The organism is Shewanella gelidimarina (assembly GCF_023283945.1).
Lineage (GTDB): Bacteria > Pseudomonadota > Gammaproteobacteria > Enterobacterales > Shewanellaceae > Shewanella > Shewanella gelidimarina.
In genome coordinates this window covers 54,799-75,604 of the sequence record NZ_JAKIKW010000007.1, presented here as the reverse complement: position 1 = coordinate 75,604, position 20,806 = coordinate 54,799, and the positions used below count along the sequence as shown (strand labels likewise).

Annotated in this window: 10 protein-coding genes and 1 pseudogene; 4 read left to right on the top strand and 7 right to left on the bottom strand. The window is 43.0% G+C overall.

Annotated elements, in window-relative coordinates:
* Window positions 1-82 precede the first annotated feature (82 nt).
* The 4 genes from L2729_RS08270 to L2729_RS08255 form a co-directional block, all read right to left on the bottom strand.
* Entirely contained in the window at window positions 83-2,131 is a 2,049-nt protein-coding gene (locus L2729_RS08270) for a bifunctional 2',3'-cyclic-nucleotide 2'-phosphodiesterase/3'-nucleotidase (RefSeq protein ID WP_248987847.1), read from the bottom strand.
* A gap of 518 nt (window positions 2,132-2,649) precedes the next feature.
* Window positions 2,650-5,724: an efflux RND transporter permease subunit gene (locus tag L2729_RS08265; protein ID WP_248987846.1), complete on the bottom strand. Its 3,075-nt coding sequence runs from the start codon at window positions 5,722-5,724 to the stop codon at window positions 2,650-2,652.
* Complete coding sequence (locus L2729_RS08260) at window positions 5,721-9,014, bottom strand: efflux RND transporter permease subunit (protein WP_248987845.1); 3,294 nt, start codon at window positions 9,012-9,014, stop codon at window positions 5,721-5,723. Before L2729_RS08260 ends, L2729_RS08265 begins: the two co-directional genes overlap by 4 nt.
* A gap of 16 nt (window positions 9,015-9,030) precedes the next feature.
* Complete coding sequence (locus L2729_RS08255) at window positions 9,031-10,092, bottom strand: efflux RND transporter periplasmic adaptor subunit (RefSeq protein WP_248987844.1); 1,062 nt, start codon at window positions 10,090-10,092, stop codon at window positions 9,031-9,033.
* A gap of 641 nt (window positions 10,093-10,733) precedes the next feature.
* Here L2729_RS08255 and L2729_RS08250 point away from each other — a divergent pair.
* Entirely contained in the window at window positions 10,734-11,399 is a 666-nt protein-coding gene (locus L2729_RS08250) for a glutathione binding-like protein (RefSeq protein ID WP_248987843.1), read from the top strand.
* 920 nt (window positions 11,400-12,319) lie between these two features.
* On the opposite strand, the gene L2729_RS08245 is transcribed toward L2729_RS08250, so the two are convergent.
* Window positions 12,320-12,898: a HupE/UreJ family protein gene (locus tag L2729_RS08245; protein WP_248987842.1), complete on the bottom strand. Its 579-nt coding sequence runs from the start codon at window positions 12,896-12,898 to the stop codon at window positions 12,320-12,322.
* A gap of 857 nt (window positions 12,899-13,755) precedes the next feature.
* Window positions 13,756-14,946: an AAA family ATPase gene (locus L2729_RS08240; protein ID WP_248987841.1), complete on the bottom strand. Its 1,191-nt coding sequence runs from the start codon at window positions 14,944-14,946 to the stop codon at window positions 13,756-13,758.
* Window positions 14,947-15,275: 329 nt separating this feature from the next.
* On the opposite strand from L2729_RS08240, the pseudogene L2729_RS08235 reads away from it, so the two are divergent.
* The 3 genes and pseudogenes from L2729_RS08235 (at window position 15,276) to L2729_RS08225 (ending at window position 18,916) form a co-directional block, all read left to right on the top strand.
* A pseudogene (locus L2729_RS08235) lies at window positions 15,276-16,339 on the top strand (transposase).
* A 275-nt stretch (window positions 16,340-16,614) separates the two neighbouring features.
* On the top strand, window positions 16,615-17,226 hold the full coding sequence (locus L2729_RS08230) for an HAD family hydrolase (protein ID WP_248987840.1): 612 nt from the start codon (window positions 16,615-16,617) through the stop codon (window positions 17,224-17,226).
* A gap of 838 nt (window positions 17,227-18,064) precedes the next feature.
* A complete protein-coding gene (locus L2729_RS08225) occupies window positions 18,065-18,916 on the top strand; it encodes an RluA family pseudouridine synthase (protein WP_102044558.1) in 852 nt (283 codons plus the stop codon).
* A 321-nt stretch (window positions 18,917-19,237) separates the two neighbouring features.
* On the opposite strand, the gene L2729_RS08220 is transcribed toward L2729_RS08225, so the two are convergent.
* On the bottom strand, window positions 19,238-20,527 hold the full coding sequence (locus L2729_RS08220) for a citrate synthase (RefSeq protein WP_248987839.1): 1,290 nt from the start codon (window positions 20,525-20,527) through the stop codon (window positions 19,238-19,240).
* Window positions 20,528-20,806 lie beyond the last annotated feature (279 nt).

Here is a 20,806-nt window from a genome sequence, read left to right as displayed (position 1 = left end):
CGAGTATTGCTGTTGCATTAAAAAAGGCTCCCGAAGGAGCCTTTTTAGTTAACGGCTAGCGTTACTCATTTCTCAATTTAACTTACTGAGTTAGATCAATTTTATATATGGCGAAGCCAAATTCATCGTTTTCAGCTTGTTTCTCAAGCTTACGCTGTTGATTATCAATAATGAATTGATCAGCCGTTGCACTGTCTTGCGTTTCAAAACGCACATCAAGGGTAGTGGTTGGTGTGATCGTCACAAAACCCCAGTTGTAGTCAGCGCTTGGATCAACGTAACCAGGTCCATCAGGATTCTCAGTTTCACTGGTGATGTACTGTGCTAGCGCTTCACGGTTAGAATCAGGTAGTTCCATAACGACGTGCTCAGCACCGGTACCTGCGAACTTGCCGCCAAAGGCGCGGTAGTTGTTTGAGGCAATGATAAATTCTTTGCTGTCTAAATCGGCGCCAGTAAAGCTGGTCGTGCCATCATTAAACGTCAAATCGACAATACGATTCGCATCAGCATTAACGACTTTGCAGTCGCCATCAAACTTCGTCGGTTGAGTGACATCAATGTTGTAGGTTACGCCGTCAATAACATCGAAGTTATAGGTACGGTGGGTATCCCAGTTGATCAACATCTGCGGTGTGCTAACCGTTGGATCAATTTGATTGAATTGGTTAGCACTACACTCTAACCAATCTTTAAGTTCAGCACCGGTCACTTTAACCGCAACCATAGTGTTTGGATATAAGTAAAGATCAGCGGCATTCTTATAGGTTAAGTCGCCAGCGGGGACTTGAACATAAGATTCGGCATCAGCAGTTGTGCTATGACGTCCACCGGCTTTAAATGGAGCAGATGCAGACAGTACAGGAATGTCTTTAAGCTCAGCTGTCAGGTTAGCTTTTACTTTAGCAATTTGTGCATCAGACACAATTTGAACTGTTGGGTCATCTTGTACTAAGGTCAAAAAGCTATACATATCAGCAGAGGCTTTACCAATCGGTTGGTTTACATAATTAAGCGTACCTTGGTGCTCTAATGCAACTGAATCACGTATCCCATTGTCTGCAATCACTAACTCTGGATTTTCTGCATTCTTATCATAGATAGGAGCGGCTTTTGCAGTGCGGTCGATAACAACCCATGCACCGTCTTGCATTTCAAGTTTGAGATCGACAATGCCTAAGTTGTCACCCCAGCGTCCAGGCATAACCGCTGCAACACCATTGATGGTTCCTTTTTCCAAATCGGCATTCTCAAGACCTTCAAATGTTGCAGAAGGGAAAACCGAGTGACTGTGGCCAAAGGTTATCGCATCAATGCCTTCAACAAGCGATAGCGCATAAGTGGCATTTTCGTCGTTGACATCAGTAGGGTTAGACGGGGTACCAACACCAGAGTGTGGAATCGCGACAATCACATCTGCGCCTTCCGCTTTCATTAATGGAACAAACTTTTCAGCGGCTTCAACAATTCCCATCACTGACACTTTGCCTGATAAGTTTTGTTTATCCCAAAGAACGATTTGAGGGGGGACAAAGCCGATATAACCGATCTTAACGATTTGTTGATCGCCATTACTATCGATAACTGTTTTTTCTTCGATGATATACGGGGTGAATAAGTTGTCACCTTTAGATTTACCTTCCCAGCAATCCGCTTCACACAATACGTTAGCGTTGATGTATGGGAAGTTAGCACCAGCAAGCGCCTCTTCTAAGAAATCCAGCCCATAGTTGAACTCATGATTACCTAAGTTACCCACTGAGTAACCTAGCGTATTCATTGCTTTATATGCAGGGTGAGTACCACCAATGGTATGATCACGTTTAAAGTTATCGGCGACAAAATCGCCCATAGGGCTACCTTGCAGTAAGTCTCCGTTATCCACTAATACGAAGTTGCTAACCTCTGCACCTTGTTGCTTAATTAAGCTGGCAGTTCTTGCAAGACCGATCGTTGGATCGTACTTAGTTTTGTAATAGTCATAATCCATGATATTGGCGTGTAGATCAGACGTTTCTAAAATACGCAGATCAACTTGAATTCCACTATTATTTTTATCATCATCTGAACCACATGCGGTTAGACCCAGTGTAGATGCGATAACAACTGCTAAAAATTTCTTGTTTAACATATCCATTCTCTTATATTTGTTTAGACCCCAAGAAGGCATTAAGCACTTCTTAAACTGTTAATAGGTTTATTTTTGGCATAACTCTCTATTAACGGACGTGATTATAGCGACTATTTGTGTAACTTTTGCGATCCAAGGGTGAATTTCATTGTATCAATTTGTGACATATCTCAACATTTAGTTATTGGGTTTTTATTAATCAATACATGGGCTTGTTGTTGCGGGTGTGTCTGTATTTTGTATTTGAAGTGGTTTTTATCAGCTATTAAGATTAAGTTGAACTGGATGGGAACATACTGGCGGTTGCCGATATCAATTAATAATATGTTAATTGCTAAAGGATAAAATTCATCAATGATTTTGTAGCAGAGTCTTAATTGTGGGCATAAAAAATCCGAGCCCCTGGACAGGACTCGGATGTTTAGGTTTTGATAACCGCAACAAATAGTTGTTGAAAATAAGTTATCGTCAGCTTTATTACAATTAGAGCCTTTTAATATCAAGATCTCTTTTTGCAGTTAACTCATCCAAGGCAGCACCTTTCGTGAGAAACGATCAGCTTGACCCAAACGGATTGCTGATTGATAACGCATTCTATAAAGAGCCTGATAACACAGTGGCACTAAATACAAACTGGTCACGGTTGAAAACGTCAGGCCACCAATAATGGCAATCGCCATCGGTGAATACGATGGACCACCGCCACCCAGTTGTGCATCTCCCATCGCTAAAGGAACCAAGCCCAATACCGTGGTGCCTACTGTCATCAGCACTGGACGTAAGCGGGTATGACATACTTGGCTGATGGCTTCAGAGAGTTTATCTAGCTCTGGATTAAGCTGGTTAATCTGATCGACCAATACAATGCCGTTGTTGACCACAATCCCCATCAAAATCAATATACCGATCATGGCCATAATGGACATCGGCGTTCCCGTAAACAGTAATGCCCAAAATACGCCAGTAATCGAAAACAAGATTGAGGTGATAATGGCTGTGGGTAACAGTAAGGATTCAAACAGAGCTGCCATGACAATATAGATCATCGCGATAGCTAGAATCATATTGGTTGCCATTACTGCTTCATCTTCATCTTGCTTTTGAAAACCGCCTCGCAGTGAGTATCCATAACCCGCAGGGAAGTTTATTGCTTCCATGACTTGGGTAATTTTTTCTTGAGCCTCTTCGGTGGTCATGTCATCCAAGTTAGCGCCAATAGACAATGCCGTTTGTCTGTCATAATGGCGAATGGTGTCGAATCGCGGCAAAATCTCAATGGTAGCGAGGCTATCTAACGTATAAACGCGGCTATCGATACGAATAATAGGCAGCTGTTTAAGCTTTTCAAGTGATAAACGCCACTGTTGCTCATAGGCCATCTCAATACGGAGCTCGCCGTTGGGATCATGGCGGAATGAACGTAACTGAGTTCCGCGCAATGCCATTGAGATACTCGATGCCACTTCATTTAATTTAAGATCGAGTCTCGCGGCCATTTCACGATCAATTCGAATCACCACTTCTTGTTGAGCACCGCTCAGTTCTGAACGCACATCGGTTAAGCCTTCAATAGCACTCAGTAACGGAATGACTTGTTCGCTGATGTGGATTAGCTCAGTGGTAGAGCGACCTGTCAGTGACACCCTAATGCCGTTATTCTCTCCCCCCCAACCAAATTGCGGTTTTGCGATAGAAAATTTAGGAAACCCTTCGCGAATGGTTTTTTTAAGGGATTTCATATCCACTTCAATATCTTCTTTTAGCAGCAAAGTCGATTGGCCTCTATCTGCTGCAAAATAGCTATACACTGAGTCGATATGGAACTTGTCTTGGTTGGCGTAAAGGTAATCCTCCATTTTATTAATCATGGCTTCGGTAACATCCAAACTATGACGTCCTTCAACTTGATAGTTGATATAGAGTCGATTATTACCTTCACCATCGGATTGATCCTGCTGCACCATTGACAGTGGTAACGCTGTCGACGCGAGTAGTAATAACGCTATCACTCCAGATAGACGCGGTCTCGCCAATATCCAGTTAAGACTTTTAAGGTAGCGTTGTTGTAATTTACTCTCATGTACTTTTTCAGGTAGGTCAAACTCCATTTTACTGAGCATCAATGGCAACAGAGTTTTGGCGACCAAAAGTGATGCCGCTAGCGAAATGCAGATAGCGATGGCGACGTGTTCAAGAAAAATCGTTAACTCGACTTTAACGCCGAAGATATTGGGTAGAAATACAATGGCGGTCGTTAAGGTACCCGCTAGCACCGCCAGCGACACTTTATCGACACCATTGAGTACTGAGCTATTGTCGTTTTTTGATGCTTGTTGTGAAGCTCCTTCTGCTATCTTTTGTAGCTGTTTTTCTTGTAATACACTTTCGGTGACCACAACGGCGTTATCAATTAACATCCCGACGGCGAGCAGCAGCCCCATCATCGAGAGGATGTTTAAACTGTATCCCAGTAAATACATCGCGGCGAGCGTCATACAAATAGCGATAGGGACCGATGACACAATGACCAAGGTCATTTTTAGGTTACGTATAAACAGATACAGCACCACAAAAGAGAGCAGGGCGCCAATCAAGCCTGCGGTTAATAAATCCTTCAGCGATGATGTTACGCCATAGGCTTGATCTTCCATTACAAAGAGTTTAATTCCTTGAAATTGCTGATCTTGCTTAGCTCTTTCGATGACTTTCATTACGCGAGCCGATACGTCGACTAAGTTAGCTCCCGATTCTTTGAAAACATCCAAACCGACAGCATAATTTTGGTCTAAATGACGACCGTCTAAACGCTCAGGCAAGGCAAATTTCACCGATGCGATATCGCCTAACGTGATCCCAGGGGTAAGTACTAGCGAGTTTATCTCATCGAGATTTCTAAACTCCCCTTTAGGAGATACTTGATAAACACGTGAATCGGTTTTTAATACACCTGCGCTTATCACAAAGTTTTCTTGCTGCATGCGACGAGTGAGGTCTTTGATAGAGATGTTGCTCGCGGCAAGTTTGTCTGCATTAATGCGAATTTCTATCTGCTTTTGCTCGACGCCATACAAGGTCACTTGAGACACGCCTTCAACGCGCTCCAGTGGTCTCTTTAGTTGTTTATCGAGCAAATCAAATGCACCAGACAGTTCTCGGTCACTGGATATACGTAAATTGAGTACGGGCATATCGGCGGTACTGAATTGCCTGATAAAAACACGTTCGACATCTTTTGGCAGCAAGTGACGCACAGAGTCGACTTTCTCTCTCGCTTCTAAGCTTTTAGTGGCAACGTTTTCTCCCCACTTCATTCTGAGCTCTATTTCAGCGCCGTTTTGCGAAGAGCTAGAGCGAAGCTCTTCTATGCCCCCCATGGTGGCAAGCGTTTCTTCCAAGATACTGGTGATGTCTCGTTCGACTTCAGACGGCGTTGACCCCTTGTAGGGGACTTCAACGATGACCTGAGGAATGTCGATTCCAGGAAACATCTCTAGCGGTAACAATCTGCTAGAGGCAAGGCCGAAGAGTAAAATAGCGACAAAAAACATCGCCGTGGTTACCGGCCTTGCAATGGCTAAGCGGGTGATACTCATGCCTGGCCTCCTTCAGTTATTACTGAATCGCTACTTTGTGGCTCTGTCGTTTCTTGAGCATAATCCTTGCGGTCAAAAAGTGCATAAAGAGCGGGGATGACAACCAGCGTCAACAATGTTGATAGCGATAGACCAAATATTACCGTAATAGCCATTGGCGCGCGCACTTCGCTGCCATCACCTAAGCCTAAGGCCATGGGTGATAATCCGAGAGCGGTTGTCATGGTGGTCATGATAATTGGACGTAAGCGTGACTCTGCTGCGTTTGTTATTGCGGTTAGTTTATCTTGCCCTGAACGGCGTAATTGATTAATTCTGTCAACCAGTACAATAGCGTTGTTGACCACAATACCAGCAAGCATAATTAAGCCAATAAACACCACCACGCTCAAGTGAGTTTGAGTGATATAAAGCCCCAAAATACTGCCGCCGACAGCCATTGGCACTGCGATAAGAATGAGTAAAGGGTGCAATAGCGATTCAAACTGACTTGCCATGACCAGATACACCAAGAACACTGCTAACACTAATGCAACTTGTAACGACTGGAATGAATGTTCCATCTCTTCATTTTGACCGCCAAAACGCGCCTGAATTGAAGTGGGTAGTGTTTGATTTGCCAAAATTTCTCGGGCGGTTAACACCGCATCATTAAGGTCGCCATAAGCTAAGTTGGCCGACACAATAGCCACGCGTTGTTGGCTTATTCTATTGATAGCAGAAGGGCCAAGCTTGAGGGTGACATCAGCAACGGCACTCAGCGAAATCGGGCGATTACTGTTTGGATTGATGATCATTGAGTCGATATCACTAATTTGATTACGCTCATCTAGTTCACTGCGAACCAAGATATCTATCTTACGATCGCGCACCGTATATTGACTGGCAACTGTGCCACCAATGCGTTGAGCAATGCGGTTTGCAACAGAGGGTGCATCCATACCTAAGGCAGCAAGACGCTGATGATCAAATCGAATGCTTAACTCTGGCTGGCCATCTCGCAAGCTGGTATTGATATCGGCAAATCGGTCCGATTCAGACAAGGCTTCAACTAAGGTATCAGCCGTGGTTTTAAGTTGGGCGAGATCGTAACCTACGAGTTCAATTTCAAGTGGAGTCTTGAAACTAAACAGCTCAGGATGTTGGATCTTGGCTTCAAGCTCTGGGATCCGCATTGCGACGGTACGTAATTTTTGCGTGACAGCGTCAAAAGCATCATGATCGGCCAGTACAACTTGTAAACGTCCCCAGTTTTCTCCACCGCGTGAAGTATCTGAGGTCATTAAACCGCCGCTACCCGCTTGGCTGTAGGCATGCTTTACATCGGCTCTATCTTTAATAGAGAGTGCGAGCGTGCGCAGTACTTTGTCTGTTTCAGACACTTCAGTCCCTGGTGGGAGTAATACTTCAACGTAGAACTCACCTTGGTTCATCGGTGGAATGAGCTCCATCCCTAAGCTTGGCACTAGTAACGCAGCGCCTGCCGTAATACCGATAGCAATAGACAAGGTGAGCACTTTAAACCTTAAGGCCGCTGCCAACAGACGGTGGTAGCCAGCTTCAAGCAAACTATAAATCCAGTTAAATGCGCTACTCAACGGGCGCATAACGAGTCCTACAACCCAAGAGACAGTGCGGCCTATAATTAACGTTAGCGTCAATAGTGCGCTGGGTATGTAGTTGAATAGTAGTATGAAAGGAAATGAAAAGACAGTTGCACTGTAGTGCTTAAATTTTCCAAATGTGGTGTCTGGTTTGATTTTTTCAGACTTTGTTAATAGTGGTGGTAGGGCTTTAAAACCTTCACGTGAGGCTAACATCGGGATGGTGGTGAGTGCCACTAACAGCGATGCCAGTAGCGCAAAAGCCACGGTAAGTGCTTGGTCTGAAAATAACGCACCAGCCACACCATCAACAAAGACCAAAGGAATAAATACGGCGAGCGTGGTTAATGTTGAAGCAAAGATGGCACCTGAAACCTCTTTAGTCCCAGTGACAGCGGCTTCGAGTTTACTCATGCCCAGTGATTTACAGCGATCTATATTTTCCAGCACCACAATAGCGTTATCGACGAGCAAGCCCACGGCCAATGCGATGCCGCCAAGAGACATAATATTGAGGCTAATACCGGCAAAATACATCATGTTAAAGGTGGCAATAACGGAGAAGGGGATTGAGATTGAAATAATAAGGGTTGGAATAATATCTCTTAAAAATAGATAGATAACCAACATAGACAATAGACTACCGATGAGCGCAGCCGATGTGACTTCATTGACGGCACTTTCAATAAATTCTGATTGATCGTAAATGACTTTTAATTCAGCCTTGGGGCTGTTTTTGTTGAGTTTTTCGAGTTCGTCAGTGACCTTACGCGCGACAGCCACTGTATTGGCATCACCCTCTTTGTAAATGGCTAACTCAATCGACTCTCTATCGCCAATACGGGTGATATCGTTACGCTCTTTATACGAGTCAACAATATCGGCAACTTCAAACAATCTCACTAACGTTTGTTCATCGCGATAGATAACAATTTGTCCGAGCTCATCCAATGAGTTGAATTGGTTTAAGGTTCTGACTAAATACTCTTTGTCACCTTGAATAACCTTGCCAGCGGAAAGGTTAATATTTTCTTCGGCGATACGAGCACGAATAAGATCGGCGCTGAGGTTAAGCTGAGTGAGCTTTTGTTGATTGAGCAGTATATGAACTTCCTGCTGTAGTCCACCTGAAAGACGCACCGCTGCGACGCCAGATAATGACTCAAGTTGACGTTTCAACTCCTCTTCAGCATAGGTACGCATCTGCTTTAAATCACTTTCGCTCGCAGATTCAGCCACATCAGAACTGGTACTCGGAACCGATAATGCGAGACGGACAATGGGATCTAAATTGGGATTAAACCGCAGCAACAACGGCTTTTTAACATCTAATGGCAATTCAATAGTATCAAGTTTTTCTCGTACATCGAGACTGGCCATATCCATGTCAGTACCCCATTCAAACTCGAGCACCACATCAGACATACCAGAACGAGAAATAGAGTTAATTTTACGTAAGCCTTTAACAATACCTGCGGCTTCTTCAATAGGTTTTGATACCAGTTGTTCTACTTCAACGGGCGCAGCACCCACATATTGCGTGCGTATGGTAATGGTTGGATAGCTTAAATCAGGCAGTAGTTTCACTGCTAAGCGTGAAAATCCAACCATGCCGAAAAGAATGACGGCAAACATAAACATCCACACGGTAACCGGTCGGTTTACCGAGGTTTTTATTATTGACATAGCGTTGACTCCCGGTCTACTTGGCTGATGCAATATCTAAAGAGCTAATCACTTCAACGAGCGATTGGTCTTTTAGATTTTGATGACCACGAATAACGATTTGCTCGCCAGGTTCGATACCAGCAACCACTTCTACTGTATCTGCTTCGCGATAACCGAGTGTTACTGTGCGGCGATTAGCGCTTGTTCCGTCAATCACATAAAGGGCAAATTCATTGTCTTGATTTACAAGCGCGTTATAAGGAACGGTTATTACGTCATTATGAGTGTCGTATCTAAGCTCTACACGGGTAAACATCCCAGCTTTTAAGGTTGCCTTTTGGTTTGGCACTGAAAGCGTGACTTTAAACGTACCGCTTTGAGCATCAACAATAGGGCTTATCCGCAACACTGTCGCGTGAGTGGTATCTTGAGTATGTTTGTTGGCAAAAATCTGTGCATCTTGTCCCAAGCGGAGGTGTTGCAGCTGCTGCTCTGGGAGGTGGACAATGCCGTACAGCTCATCTTGGTTAACGATATAAAACAGTTCGTCGAACTCTTTAGCCATATTGCCAGATTTCACAAATCGCGTCGCGACCACACCTTCAATGGGTGAGCGGATCATGCTTTCTTGTACGTACAATGCGGCCAAATCACGTTTAGCCATGGCAGCTTGTAGGTTATATTCGAGTTTAGCCATAGAGTCGGCACTAAAAAACTGCTTGTTGTTGATTTTTTTGAGGCGATTCAGTTCTTGTTGAATAATCTCAACTTCGGCTTGTGAGCGGTCTAAATCAAATTTCTGTCTTTTTGAATCGATAATCGCCAACAGCTGGCCTTTAGCGACGCGATCACCTTCTTCAACATTGATTGACTGGATAAGTCCGGCAATGCGGGTAACAACTTTAGCTTCTTCTGGTGCTTCAAGGGTCGCGGTAGTGCTATAAAATGACGATACATCCCCTTGGATCACTGTGGTTGTCTCTACAGGGACGGCATATTTCTCTTCTTCTTTAACCTCTTCTTCTGCGCCACAAGCACTAAGCAGTGCAGCAAGTAGTATTGGGAGAATGATTTTTTTGTTTTTGAATGCTTCCATGTCTTTAAACCCATTTAAGTTATTTCATTAGGCTTTACTAAGCATTATGTATGCCAAGGTTTAATTTCCTTTATATACAACAGCTTAAGTTGTGAGTGTGAATGTTTGTTGGTTATTTTGATGGGTGATGTAGCGAAAAAGTTCAATTGTTGCGGTTTTTAACAATGTAAGCAGAAGCTCACTTTAGTAGAGAGGGTGGTGGCCTCTAGGGTATTGAGGTCAATTACTTTTGCGCTAAAGCTTGTTTGTAGGTCGTTAGTCTAGATAACCTAAACTTATCAAGCTGCGCCTTTATAATTTAGTGTAGATGCGTCTGAGGCTTTTGGTTTCAGGGATGAAACAGCAGAGCGGTCATGGAGGGCAGAGATTTTCGTTGAGCTTACAGAGACCATCTCTTTCATAAAAAATTGCAGCATGCCCCTACAGTATTTGCACATGCACCGACCGCAGGTCATTGGAACCAATATGGGCTGAAGCTAACCATTTATGCCCCAAGGTGAGATGAATGGTAGCGTCGGTTTTATGTTATCGACTCAAGTTCATTATGTTCAAACTAAAGTAAAAATAACTCACACGGTCGGCGTTATCAGGCATTCCGTGTAGTAAGCTGTTATGCATCAGGAATGTAAGGAATCGATCTCATGAAAAATATACAGGTCTATGCTTTAGGATCGCCTAACGGAATTAAAATTCCGATTGCATTGGAAGAAATGGGTCTTACATACGATATCCATACCGTTGATATTTTAAAGGGAGATCAGTTTGCTGAAGAATTTAGAAAGATAAATCCTAATGGGAAAATACCGGCTGTTATTGATCCAAGTGGCCCAGGTGGAAAGCCGATATCAATAATGGAATCTGGAGCCATTTTACTGTATCTGGCAGAAAAATCAGGAAAATTGCTACCACAGGACTCAGCTACTAGATGTGAGGCTATACAGTGGCTATTTTTTCAGGCCGCCAATATTGGGCCGATGTTTGGAGCTTTTGGTCACTTCCATACTTATGGAAAAGAAAATTGTAATCACCCTTATCCTGAAGCGCGGTTTGAAAAAGAAACAGTACGACTTCTAAAAATATTAGATGATAAGCTTCAAGGCCAAAATTACATTATTGCTAATAAATATAGCATTGTAGATATATCAATATTCCCATGGGTCATGTGGTTAGATATGTTCTATAAGGCAAGTGAACAATTGGAGCTTGAATCCTTTAAAAATATAACTGCATGGGTTTGTCGATGTAATGAAAGGCCGGCTACGATGAGAGGGTTCGATGTTTATGGTTTTAATGATATTGGCAAATAGCTCAGTACAGCCTCAATGTTATATTTATAATTGTCAGCTTGAAGTTCTATATTTTCAATTAATTGACTATGAAATAATTCAGAACAAGTTAATAAATAAGGACTGAATACAATTGGCTATTTTCGTCCCTAAAATTTCAGCCAACAATTTTTAGCATGTTATGAAGGAATAACTTCATTTCCAGTGTCCATATTTAGCTTCATCAACTTCCCTTGCTGCTCTAACTCATTTATGCACGCAAAGTTGGTTAGTGGTCTTGAGGTTTATCAAGCAACGCTTGACCAAGGTAGTGGGGCTTTTGCCCTAATTTGGCCGAGAGTGAAAGCTATCAATTTTGAAGCATCAGGCTTCGGAAACATGGCCAATTCTGTTCCCTACATAATTTGGTATTTCCGCCATTCTTGGGGATTAGATGCCCTCGTTGAGCTTACATGGACCCTTCATTTTATAAAGAGTTGCAGCGAGCCTCAGTTGCGTCTGCACATATGCCAGCCGCAGGCAATTGGAACCTCTTTGGTCTGAGCTAACTCACTTTCCCCCCAAAGTTGGTTAGATCGTGATTTCGACAACTCAAGATTCATCGGCTTTTGACGTACAGCAACTAATCAAATTATGGATGAAATACCTGCACCAAAGGTTGGTTCAATTGATGTCCCTGTTTTCGAAAATGACACCGCTAAATTTTACTCTGACCCGATTAACTCCAGTTAGAAGTGGGAATACGCCAATAACCATAGTGGCTGTAGTCATCAATACAGGCCTAAGTTGTACAGCCGCAGCTTCGTGCAACTGATTAATAATAGCGGGCTTATTCTTTCTAGGCTCCAAGTGAGATTTCTCGCCTGAAGCAAGTTTAAACTCTATAGCAACACAGTATTCCAGTTCCGGTGTTGGACAGGCTCAAAAAGGTATAGGAACGACTAAATGCTGACCAAAATATAACCACCGATAAGTGCTATGACGCCACCAGATGAGCGAATTAAACGATGCTGAGGGTCTTTTTGCTGCATAGCCATACCTAATAAAACCCCAACAATATGGATAGATGCAGTACCAAAGATAAACCCTAAAACGTAGAGAGCGGGGTCAGCTAGTTGGGGCATCTCAACACCATGAGCATGACCATGGAATATGGCGAATAGGGCGACAAATCCCATTACCAATAACTGAGGTAATCTTTTGTCTATGGCTAATGCTAACCCTAATAACAAAACAGAAGTAGCAATACCTATCTCTACGAACGGAATCGGTATCGCGAGTAAGCCAATTATGCCACCAATAAGCATGAATAAAACAAACACAGTGGGTACGGTCCAGATTGCACGATCGCCAAGTCGGGTGCTTAAAAGCCCAACACATATCATGGCTAACATATGATCAAAACCGAGAACGGGGTGATTAAATCCAGAAATAAAACCACCGGAAGAATGTAGCTCATGGGCTTGGATTGGGAGTGCAAAAAAAAGCGTAAGGAAAACTAAACTAATTAAGCGCATCACGACAATAATCCTTTATATGACTGATTGATTAAGGAAGGTCGAAGCAATTTACACGACATTTAGGTGATATAACTTGATATATATCAACGCTTGGTAAGCATAGTCGAATTTCTAGTAGCGTCCGCGTTATCAACATTGCATATTCAATTTGGCAGTTTCGTCTAACGAGCTTTTGCCCCTTTGTGTGTTTCCACAACAATTCGATAGTAGATTTCGTAAGCAGCTTTACCTTACTTTTCCTTATATCAGGCTATCATTCAGTGATCCTCGAAAACCACCAATACCGAACATTGCGCAAATCCTATGCATTTGTATATGATGTCTTATGTTATTGATTAACGATGGGTGGCTTTAGTTTTTCGGGTGAAAATCATCACAGAGTTTGGACAACTTTTTCACGGCCCAGTGGGTACGCTGCAGGAGCTTAGCCGCTACTGCGAACCCCTAGATAAACGCCGACGGCACTTTTCAAATAGCTGTCAGTATATTCAAGTAAACTAGACTCTAACTCACCGCCTCAAGACCCCTTTTCTCAGTTAGTCCATTGAGTTAATATTCAACACCTTAAAACTCACCAATCCCCGCTAATTCACTTATTCTGCGTCCTTTATCCGCAGCCACTCTGTTGGAAATGGTTCAAGTTTTCTTTGATAGACTTCAATCGTCGATATTGGGCTGAAAGCTAGTTATGTTATTGATTATTAGTGGCTGGCTATATCTATTTGCAGTGCACTTGCATGTAGAACGCGGCATTGATGCACTAAGAGAATTCATCAATGCACTACAAGCTCGTTTTTAAATTCGTGGGGATCCATCAAGCTCTGATCCCCTTTCTCCATTTATGTACGCGGCATGTTTTACCCTAATAGGCCTAGAGGCTTACAACACACACCATATCTTAAGCTGGCTCTACGATGGAGTTCATATACTTCACAACCTAACATAGGTTCAGTTCTATTGATAACTGCGCCAAAACGGTCCTGGTAGTCTTCATTGATTTGTTTTGCACTTATAAGCGGTACTTCAATACTGACATCTACACGACCTTTACGTATCAACGCAGGATCGAGACTCTCAAGATGGTTAGTGGTCATTACTACAAGACAGTCTTCAAGAGGAATGACTCCGTCTAGCGCGTTAAGTACGCCACCTAAGGTTAGCGGCGGATTATCTACGTTACTTTCTGCAGCACGTGATACCGTAGCCTTTACACAGTCACAGTCTTCTATTAACAACATGGCTCCAGGCGGTATCTTTCTAATCGCCTTATGAACAGTGACATCGTTTACAGTAGAAAGATTAAGTATGTATAGATCGCGATCATATTCAACCGCTAAGGCTCTAGCTATACCAGTCTTACCGGTACCCGTTCGTCCATGTAGCAGTAAGGTTAGCTTACTTACAACCGATTTATCTCTACTTGCAAAGTTACCTACTTCACGAAGTAGCTCCTGCTTAAACCCTCCATCTAGCACTAATTCTCTAAAACCTGATGACTTTAATGTGCCATAGCGACACCATTCAGTTTCCTCGAAAATATTAACCTTTGGCTCAGTAGATATGTCTCCACGAACATCTTCTAAAAAGCTATATAGTTTATCTTTCGACCACCATGGTACAGCTATAGTAATAGTATCGTACGGCATAGTGCTATCGACCTTAGACCGAGTCGCCAGCATGAAGCAATCATGGTATTTAAACACGTGCATGCCGTAACCGATAGATTTAACACTGATAAGACCGTCGTAACTCGCACTATAGTCAAAGTACACAGCCTCAGAGATAGAGCGTGAAAACAGCGGAACGGTAGTGTTACTTATCAGAAAGGACAGTTTATTGAATACCTCTGTACGCACCTGCTGGCTGTCGTCTATAGTCAGCCGTATCAACAGCAGGCTACTGACCAAGCTTAACATCTTCGAGGGGATACCTTTTAACATATAGCCCACTAGTCCACTTAACGTTAATGTCAATACTCCGACAATTACAGCTGTCAACAAAGGATCACCGTTGGTGAGTGTCCTTACTTGTAGTAATAACTCGTTCATTTAGTTACTTCTCTTATAAATGCCTAATGGACGTCGTAGAGAATACTACCAACATAGTCGAGGATACTACCAAGGTATCCTCAGTATGTGCGCTATAGCACGTGGTTAAAACGTATACTTCCGGGAAACGGCACCTAGCCTAGTATTGCATTGCAGCGGAACCGATGTCCTAGGCTCTCGGGTTTGAGTGACAGCTGCTCGAGGCTGTGCATCAGTTAATCGAACATCATGACAAGTCATCATAAAGAGCTAATTTAATTAGATTTTAATCAAGTCAAAAATAGTGCCGCCCATAGTTAATGGCATAAAGAACGACCTCCTACTAAGCTTTGAAAGAGCATTTAACAAGGAGGTTGTATACCAAGGCCAAGAAGAACCCTGATTATAATTGTTGTAGCCGTGTCGTGCGGCGTGCCTGACTTTTCATAAATAGTGTGCGGTGATGATAAGTACACGGGAAAAAATATGACCATCGCCGAAGTTGGCTATAAACGCAAATTTTGAAGCTTACCGAGGTGTTTGCTATTGATGTTGCAGCTTATGCATTCTTAGTAACTGAGAGGAAGTCATCATTTGCATATCGTGCTGTATATCGATGTAGACAAAGTAAATTTCTGGTCAGATAGGGATGTTGTTGAGCAATGGGCACAAATGCTTTAACGGTACAGGGCTGACTCAAAAGTTTGCTAAAGGTGAAGTGATTGAAGAACACCTAGTTGCTCAGTTAAAGCACCAAGTAGCGATTTACCGCTCAAGACTCAGTGATATCTAATGGTTCATGAGATGTTTGAATGAACCAATAGCTAGACAAGCCAACTTTGAAGATTACTGCACTGGGCATTTTTGGGAAGGGCGGTTTAAATCTCAAGCCCTTTTGGATGAGGCCGCTGTGCTGGCTTGTATGACCTATGTCGAACACTTTTTGCTAATAGATAGGCCAATCCGTGCGAAGATGGCGTAAACGCCAGAGCAATCGGACTTCACCAGTTTAAAACTCAGAGTCACTGCAACGCTTAAAGGTCAACAACCGAGCAAGCTATTAGCCTTTATTGACAATGAGCGAGAGCATCAACCCAAAGGTAGTGCTTTCTCGCTGAAAGACTACCTTGAACTGGTTGATGGAACAGGCAGAATAATCCGTAACGATAAGTGTGGTGCTATTTCTTCAAGTGCAGAAATGATTTTGAATCGATTAAATATCCCAGCCGCTAATTGGCTAAAAATCACCACCGAGTTTGGGCAACTGTTTCACGGCCCAGTCGGGACGTTGCAAGAGCTAAGCAGTTACTGTGAAAACTTAGATACACGCCCGCGGCACTTTTCAAATAGTTATCAGTATATGCAAGTAGACTTGCCTAAAGACCGTAACTTCAACAGCCCTTTCCTATGTTAATCTACAGGTTAACAATCCACGCCTTAAAACTCACCAATCTCAGTTACTTCACTTATTTTCTGGTATTTAATCGCGCCACTCTGTTGAACAGTGTTCAAGTTTGTCTTTGATAGACGTCAATCATTGATATTGAGTTGAAAGCTAGTTATGTTGTTGATTATTAATGGCTGGCTATGTTTAAGCTTTGCCAATTCGTTGCAAGGTGTATGATCCAAATCGGTTTATTGGACAATGAGATGATGAAATGAAATTAGATGCAATACTGTGGGATTACGATGGGACACTCGTTAATTCAGTGCCGAAGAATATTGCTTTTTTACAAAAGCAATTCTATCTATTGTTGCTCCACATTTAACTGGCAAGAATTATATGTTGATTACTACGGTCTATCTCATGGCGAGATGATTCAAGCTGGCAGTATGTGGGCTGAACACCAAGATAAAAACCAAACCGAAGTTGCACTTTTTGACGGAATAAAAAATGTCGTTGAGCATTTTTCTAAATTACACCATGGTATTTGCTCTCAAAACTCGCAAAAAAATATTAGTAGGGTGCTTAAACGCAATGGGATAGACGCACCATTTAAAGCTATTGTTGGTTACGACGATGTATCAAATGGTCACCAAAAACCACATTCATTTGGTGGTCTCAAGTGTGTGGAGTCAATTTTTGGGCATAGAAATTGTAAATTATTAATGTACATCGGTGACCATGAAGCAGACGCCAAGTTTGCCCGTAATTTGCAGTCAGCACTTGGAGGAAGTGCCAAGGTGATTTCTGTCGCTGCCGCATATAGTCGTTCAGAGCCTGAACGTTGGGAAGTTAAGCCTGATTACATTGCGAGAAATGTTGAAGACCTGCTTCATATTATTGGAAAACACGCATAATCTGGTAGCTGGAGGTCTCTAGCTACCAGACCAAAAAACACTCTAGATGCGGCTCCGCACACGATTGAATGGATTTAGAAGGTAGAGCAACTAAGAAGCATGTTGCCGAGGGGGGGGGGGCGTCATCTACTCTCGATAATAAGAGCTCCTAACCTTGCTAGTTAGCTTCCTGTTGCGAGAGTAAACTGCAATCCATCTCTCAACGAATACAATTCTGATTTCTTAACTATTATTCGATGTTGTAAAGCTTAACGCTTGCAGTATTCTTGATTATCGAATTTAACAAGAACCGAGTTTTACCATCTTTATTGTAATGTGAATTATAGAATTTTGAGTATTAACGCTAACAAGATTTTGTTCATAAATGCGTTAACAAAATGCTCTTCAAAACGAAGTGAAAAACGGTTCAAACATTATTGTCTGCAGGTGCTTATCAGGGCAAAGGTTCTTACGCCCAAAGCCGTTATTACTCCCTCCATAGCGCTCTTTTTGAAGTTTTACTGATGGAAAGCATTGAAGCCCCATTTTTATAAACTGCGGTTATCTAGTGGTATTGATCTCTTGCTGTTAGAATCTCACATTATTGATTTTATAATGTGGCCGTTCATTGGACATAATGAGAGCGTTATCGGTATCAATGCTTCAAACTCGATAACTGACTTCATTTACTTTCATTACTGAAAATCAGTGCCGCGACACTTAACAAACGCATCGAATGTACGTTAAACGCTCATTTTCACCAATTTTAGCCAAGTATTATTTGCCTGTTATGTGGGCGTTGGTATGATTATTATGTCTATTGAATTACTAGAAACACCAAGCTGGAGAACAACTTACTATGTCTGAAAGATTACGAGTGAAACAGGCATCGCCTCTACTCTCTTTCCTCACCACCGAGCTAAAAGGCTGGAGTCGCAGCAAAATTAAACAACGGCTGACAACAGGATGCATAATCGTCAACGGTCAGCCGATCATGCGCCATGATCATGAGATCAACGTCGGCGATGATGTAGAAGTTCGGGCTACGGGGAAGAACGTGCAACTTAAAGTCTCCCGGCTTGAAATCTTGTATTCGGACAACGATCTTATCGTCATCAACAAACCTGCTGGCTTGTTGTCAGTGGCAACAGCCAATGAAAACAAAGACCATGCGCTTGCCATTCTTCGCAAGCAGCTCACGCGTCCTAAGCGTACCGTTAATCTTTGGCCGGTGCATAGGCTTGACCGTGATACATCGGGTGTTTTGATGTTTGCAACGTCTCGCGAAATGCGCGAAGCCGTTATGGATGGCTGGGGTGAGGCCGAAAAAACTTACCTTGCGGTGGTTGAAGGTTGCCCTAATCCGAGTCAAGGCACCATTGACCAGCCCTTGAGAATAGATCCTGAGAAGTATCAAATGATAGTTGGTCCACATCCAGAAGCTAAAAAAGCCATCACGCATTTTAACACCCAGCGGACAGTGGGGGAGCGGTCATTGCTTGAAGTTCAACTGGAGACGGGTCGACAACATCAAATCCGTGCCCACATGGCTTGGCTAGGGCATCCGCTGATTGGCGATCCCCGTTATGGAACTGAAGGCCCGCGCATGGGGCTGCATGCATTACGCCTGAGTATTACGCGACCAAAGACAGGCAAGCGACTCACTTTCGAGACACCTGCACCTGATGACTTTCTTAATCTGCTCCGATAGCAGCAAATTAACTCACCATGCGCGCCATTAATGAATTTATTATTGGCTGCCGATGTCAATCAAGGTAAATGTTTGAAGCTGGCAATAAAAAAGGCACTCAACGAGTGCCTTTTTGCGGTTAATCACTAACCAGATTACTAATCGTGTTTGTCTTTTGCAACAATATCTTACGGCAACATTCATCTCAGCATCACCCGTGTATCGCTGGCGAGAGTGACTGAGCTTATGAGCAGACTGTTCTCGTCAAGCTAACCCTTTATTTCAGACAATAAAAAAGGCACTCAACGAGTGCCTTTTTTCGGTTAATCATTAACCAGATTACTAATCGCGTTTGTCTTTTGCAACAAAGCTACGCTCAGCATCACCAGTGTATAGCTGGCGAGGACGACTGATCTTGTGACCAGGCTGATCTAGCATCTCTTTCCAATGTGCAATCCAACCGACTGTGCGCGCTAATGCGAACAGTACAGTGAACATGCTTGTTGGAATGCCAATAGCTTTCATGATGATCCCTGAATAGAAATCAACGTTCGGGTATAGCTTTTTAGAGACAAAATACTCGTCTTCTAGTGCGATACGTTCAAGTTCCATTGCAACATCTAACAATGGATCATTCACATTTAGCTCTGCAAGCACTTCATGACACGTTTCACGCATGACTTTAGCGCGAGGGTCGAAGTTCTTGTAAACACGATGACCAAAGCCCATTAGACGGAAAGGATCTTCTTTATCCTTAGCACGTGCAATGAATTCTGGAATACGATCAACACTGCCGATCTCTTCTAGCATGTTCAAGCAAGCTTCGTTAGCACCACCGTGAGCAGGTCCCCAAAGAGACGCAATACCCGCAGCAATACACGCAAATGGGTTAGCCCCAGATGAACCTGCTAAACGAACTGTTGAAGTCGATGCATTTTGCTCGTGATCTGCATGTAGAATGAAGATACGGTCCATAGCACGTTCAACGATTGGGTTAACTTTGTACTCTTCACATGGCACAGCAAACATCATGCTTAGGAAGTTACCAGCGTAGCTTAAATCGTTACGTGGATAGACAAAAGGCTGACCAATAGAGTACTTGTAGCACATCGCTGCGATTGTTGGCATTTTTGACACCAAGCGGTAAGCAGCAATTTCGCGATGGCGCTCGTCATTCACATCCAAAGAATCTTGGTAGAATGCAGAAAGGGCGCCAGTAACGCCACACAACATTGCCATTGGGTGAGCATCACGTCTGAAACCTCTAAAGAAGCTCGCAAGTTGCTCGTTAACCATGGTGTGGTTTTTAACCGTGTGTACGAATGTATCGTACTGTGCTTTATTCGGAAGCTCTCCGTAAAGCAGCAAATAGCATAAATCTAGATAATCAGAGTCTATTGCCAACTCGCCAATTGGGTATCCGCGATGAAGCAAGATCCCTTGGTCGCCGTCGATATAAGTAATAGCTGATTCGCAGGAAGCTGTCGCGAGAAATCCTGGATCGAAGGTAAAGTGACCTGTGCTACCTAGCTTACTGATGTCTATTACATCAAATCCTGCCGTTCCTTTCTTGATCGGCAAATCGATTGAATCGTTCCCTGGTAGTTCCAACTTGGCTATATTATCAGCCATACCCCATTCTCCTTACTTCATTCTTATTGAGTGCGGCTTATCAAACCCCAATACTTTACAGTGAATCTAGATCACATTTCAATTTAAATAAGCGTTTAAATTTGTTAGACCATGGTCTTAATTAGCAATAACCACCTGTCGCAACAGGGGCTTGGCAGATTTTTTTACCAAAAAAACAAAATTTGCATAATGTGATGTTTGTATTTGACATTTCACCCACGTATACTTGCTGCGGCTCAGATGAGCTGCATACATTGAGGAATAGTTACCACATTTATA

Bases quoted from the DNA above. Each gene is read 5' to 3' on its own strand.
- L2729_RS08270 (WP_248987847.1), bottom strand. From the start codon at position 2,131: ATGTTAAACAAGAAATTTTTAGCAGTTGTTATCGCATCTACACTGGGT.
- L2729_RS08265 (WP_248987846.1), bottom strand. From the start codon at position 5,724: ATGAGTATCACCCGCTTAGCCATTGCAAGGCCGGTAACCACGGCGATG.
- L2729_RS08260 (WP_248987845.1), bottom strand. From the start codon at position 9,014: ATGTCAATAATAAAAACCTCGGTAAACCGACCGGTTACCGTGTGGATG.
- L2729_RS08255 (WP_248987844.1), bottom strand. From the start codon at position 10,092: ATGGAAGCATTCAAAAACAAAAAAATCATTCTCCCAATACTACTTGCT.
- L2729_RS08250 (WP_248987843.1), top strand. From the start codon at position 10,734: ATGAAAAATATACAGGTCTATGCTTTAGGATCGCCTAACGGAATTAAA.
- L2729_RS08240 (WP_248987841.1), bottom strand. From the start codon at position 14,946: ATGAACGAGTTATTACTACAAGTAAGGACACTCACCAACGGTGATCCT.
- L2729_RS08230 (WP_248987840.1), top strand. From the start codon at position 16,615: ATGGGACACTCGTTAATTCAGTGCCGAAGAATATTGCTTTTTTACAAA.
- L2729_RS08225 (WP_102044558.1), top strand. From the start codon at position 18,065: ATGTCTGAAAGATTACGAGTGAAACAGGCATCGCCTCTACTCTCTTTC.
- L2729_RS08220 (WP_248987839.1), bottom strand. From the start codon at position 20,527: ATGGCTGATAATATAGCCAAGTTGGAACTACCAGGGAACGATTCAATC.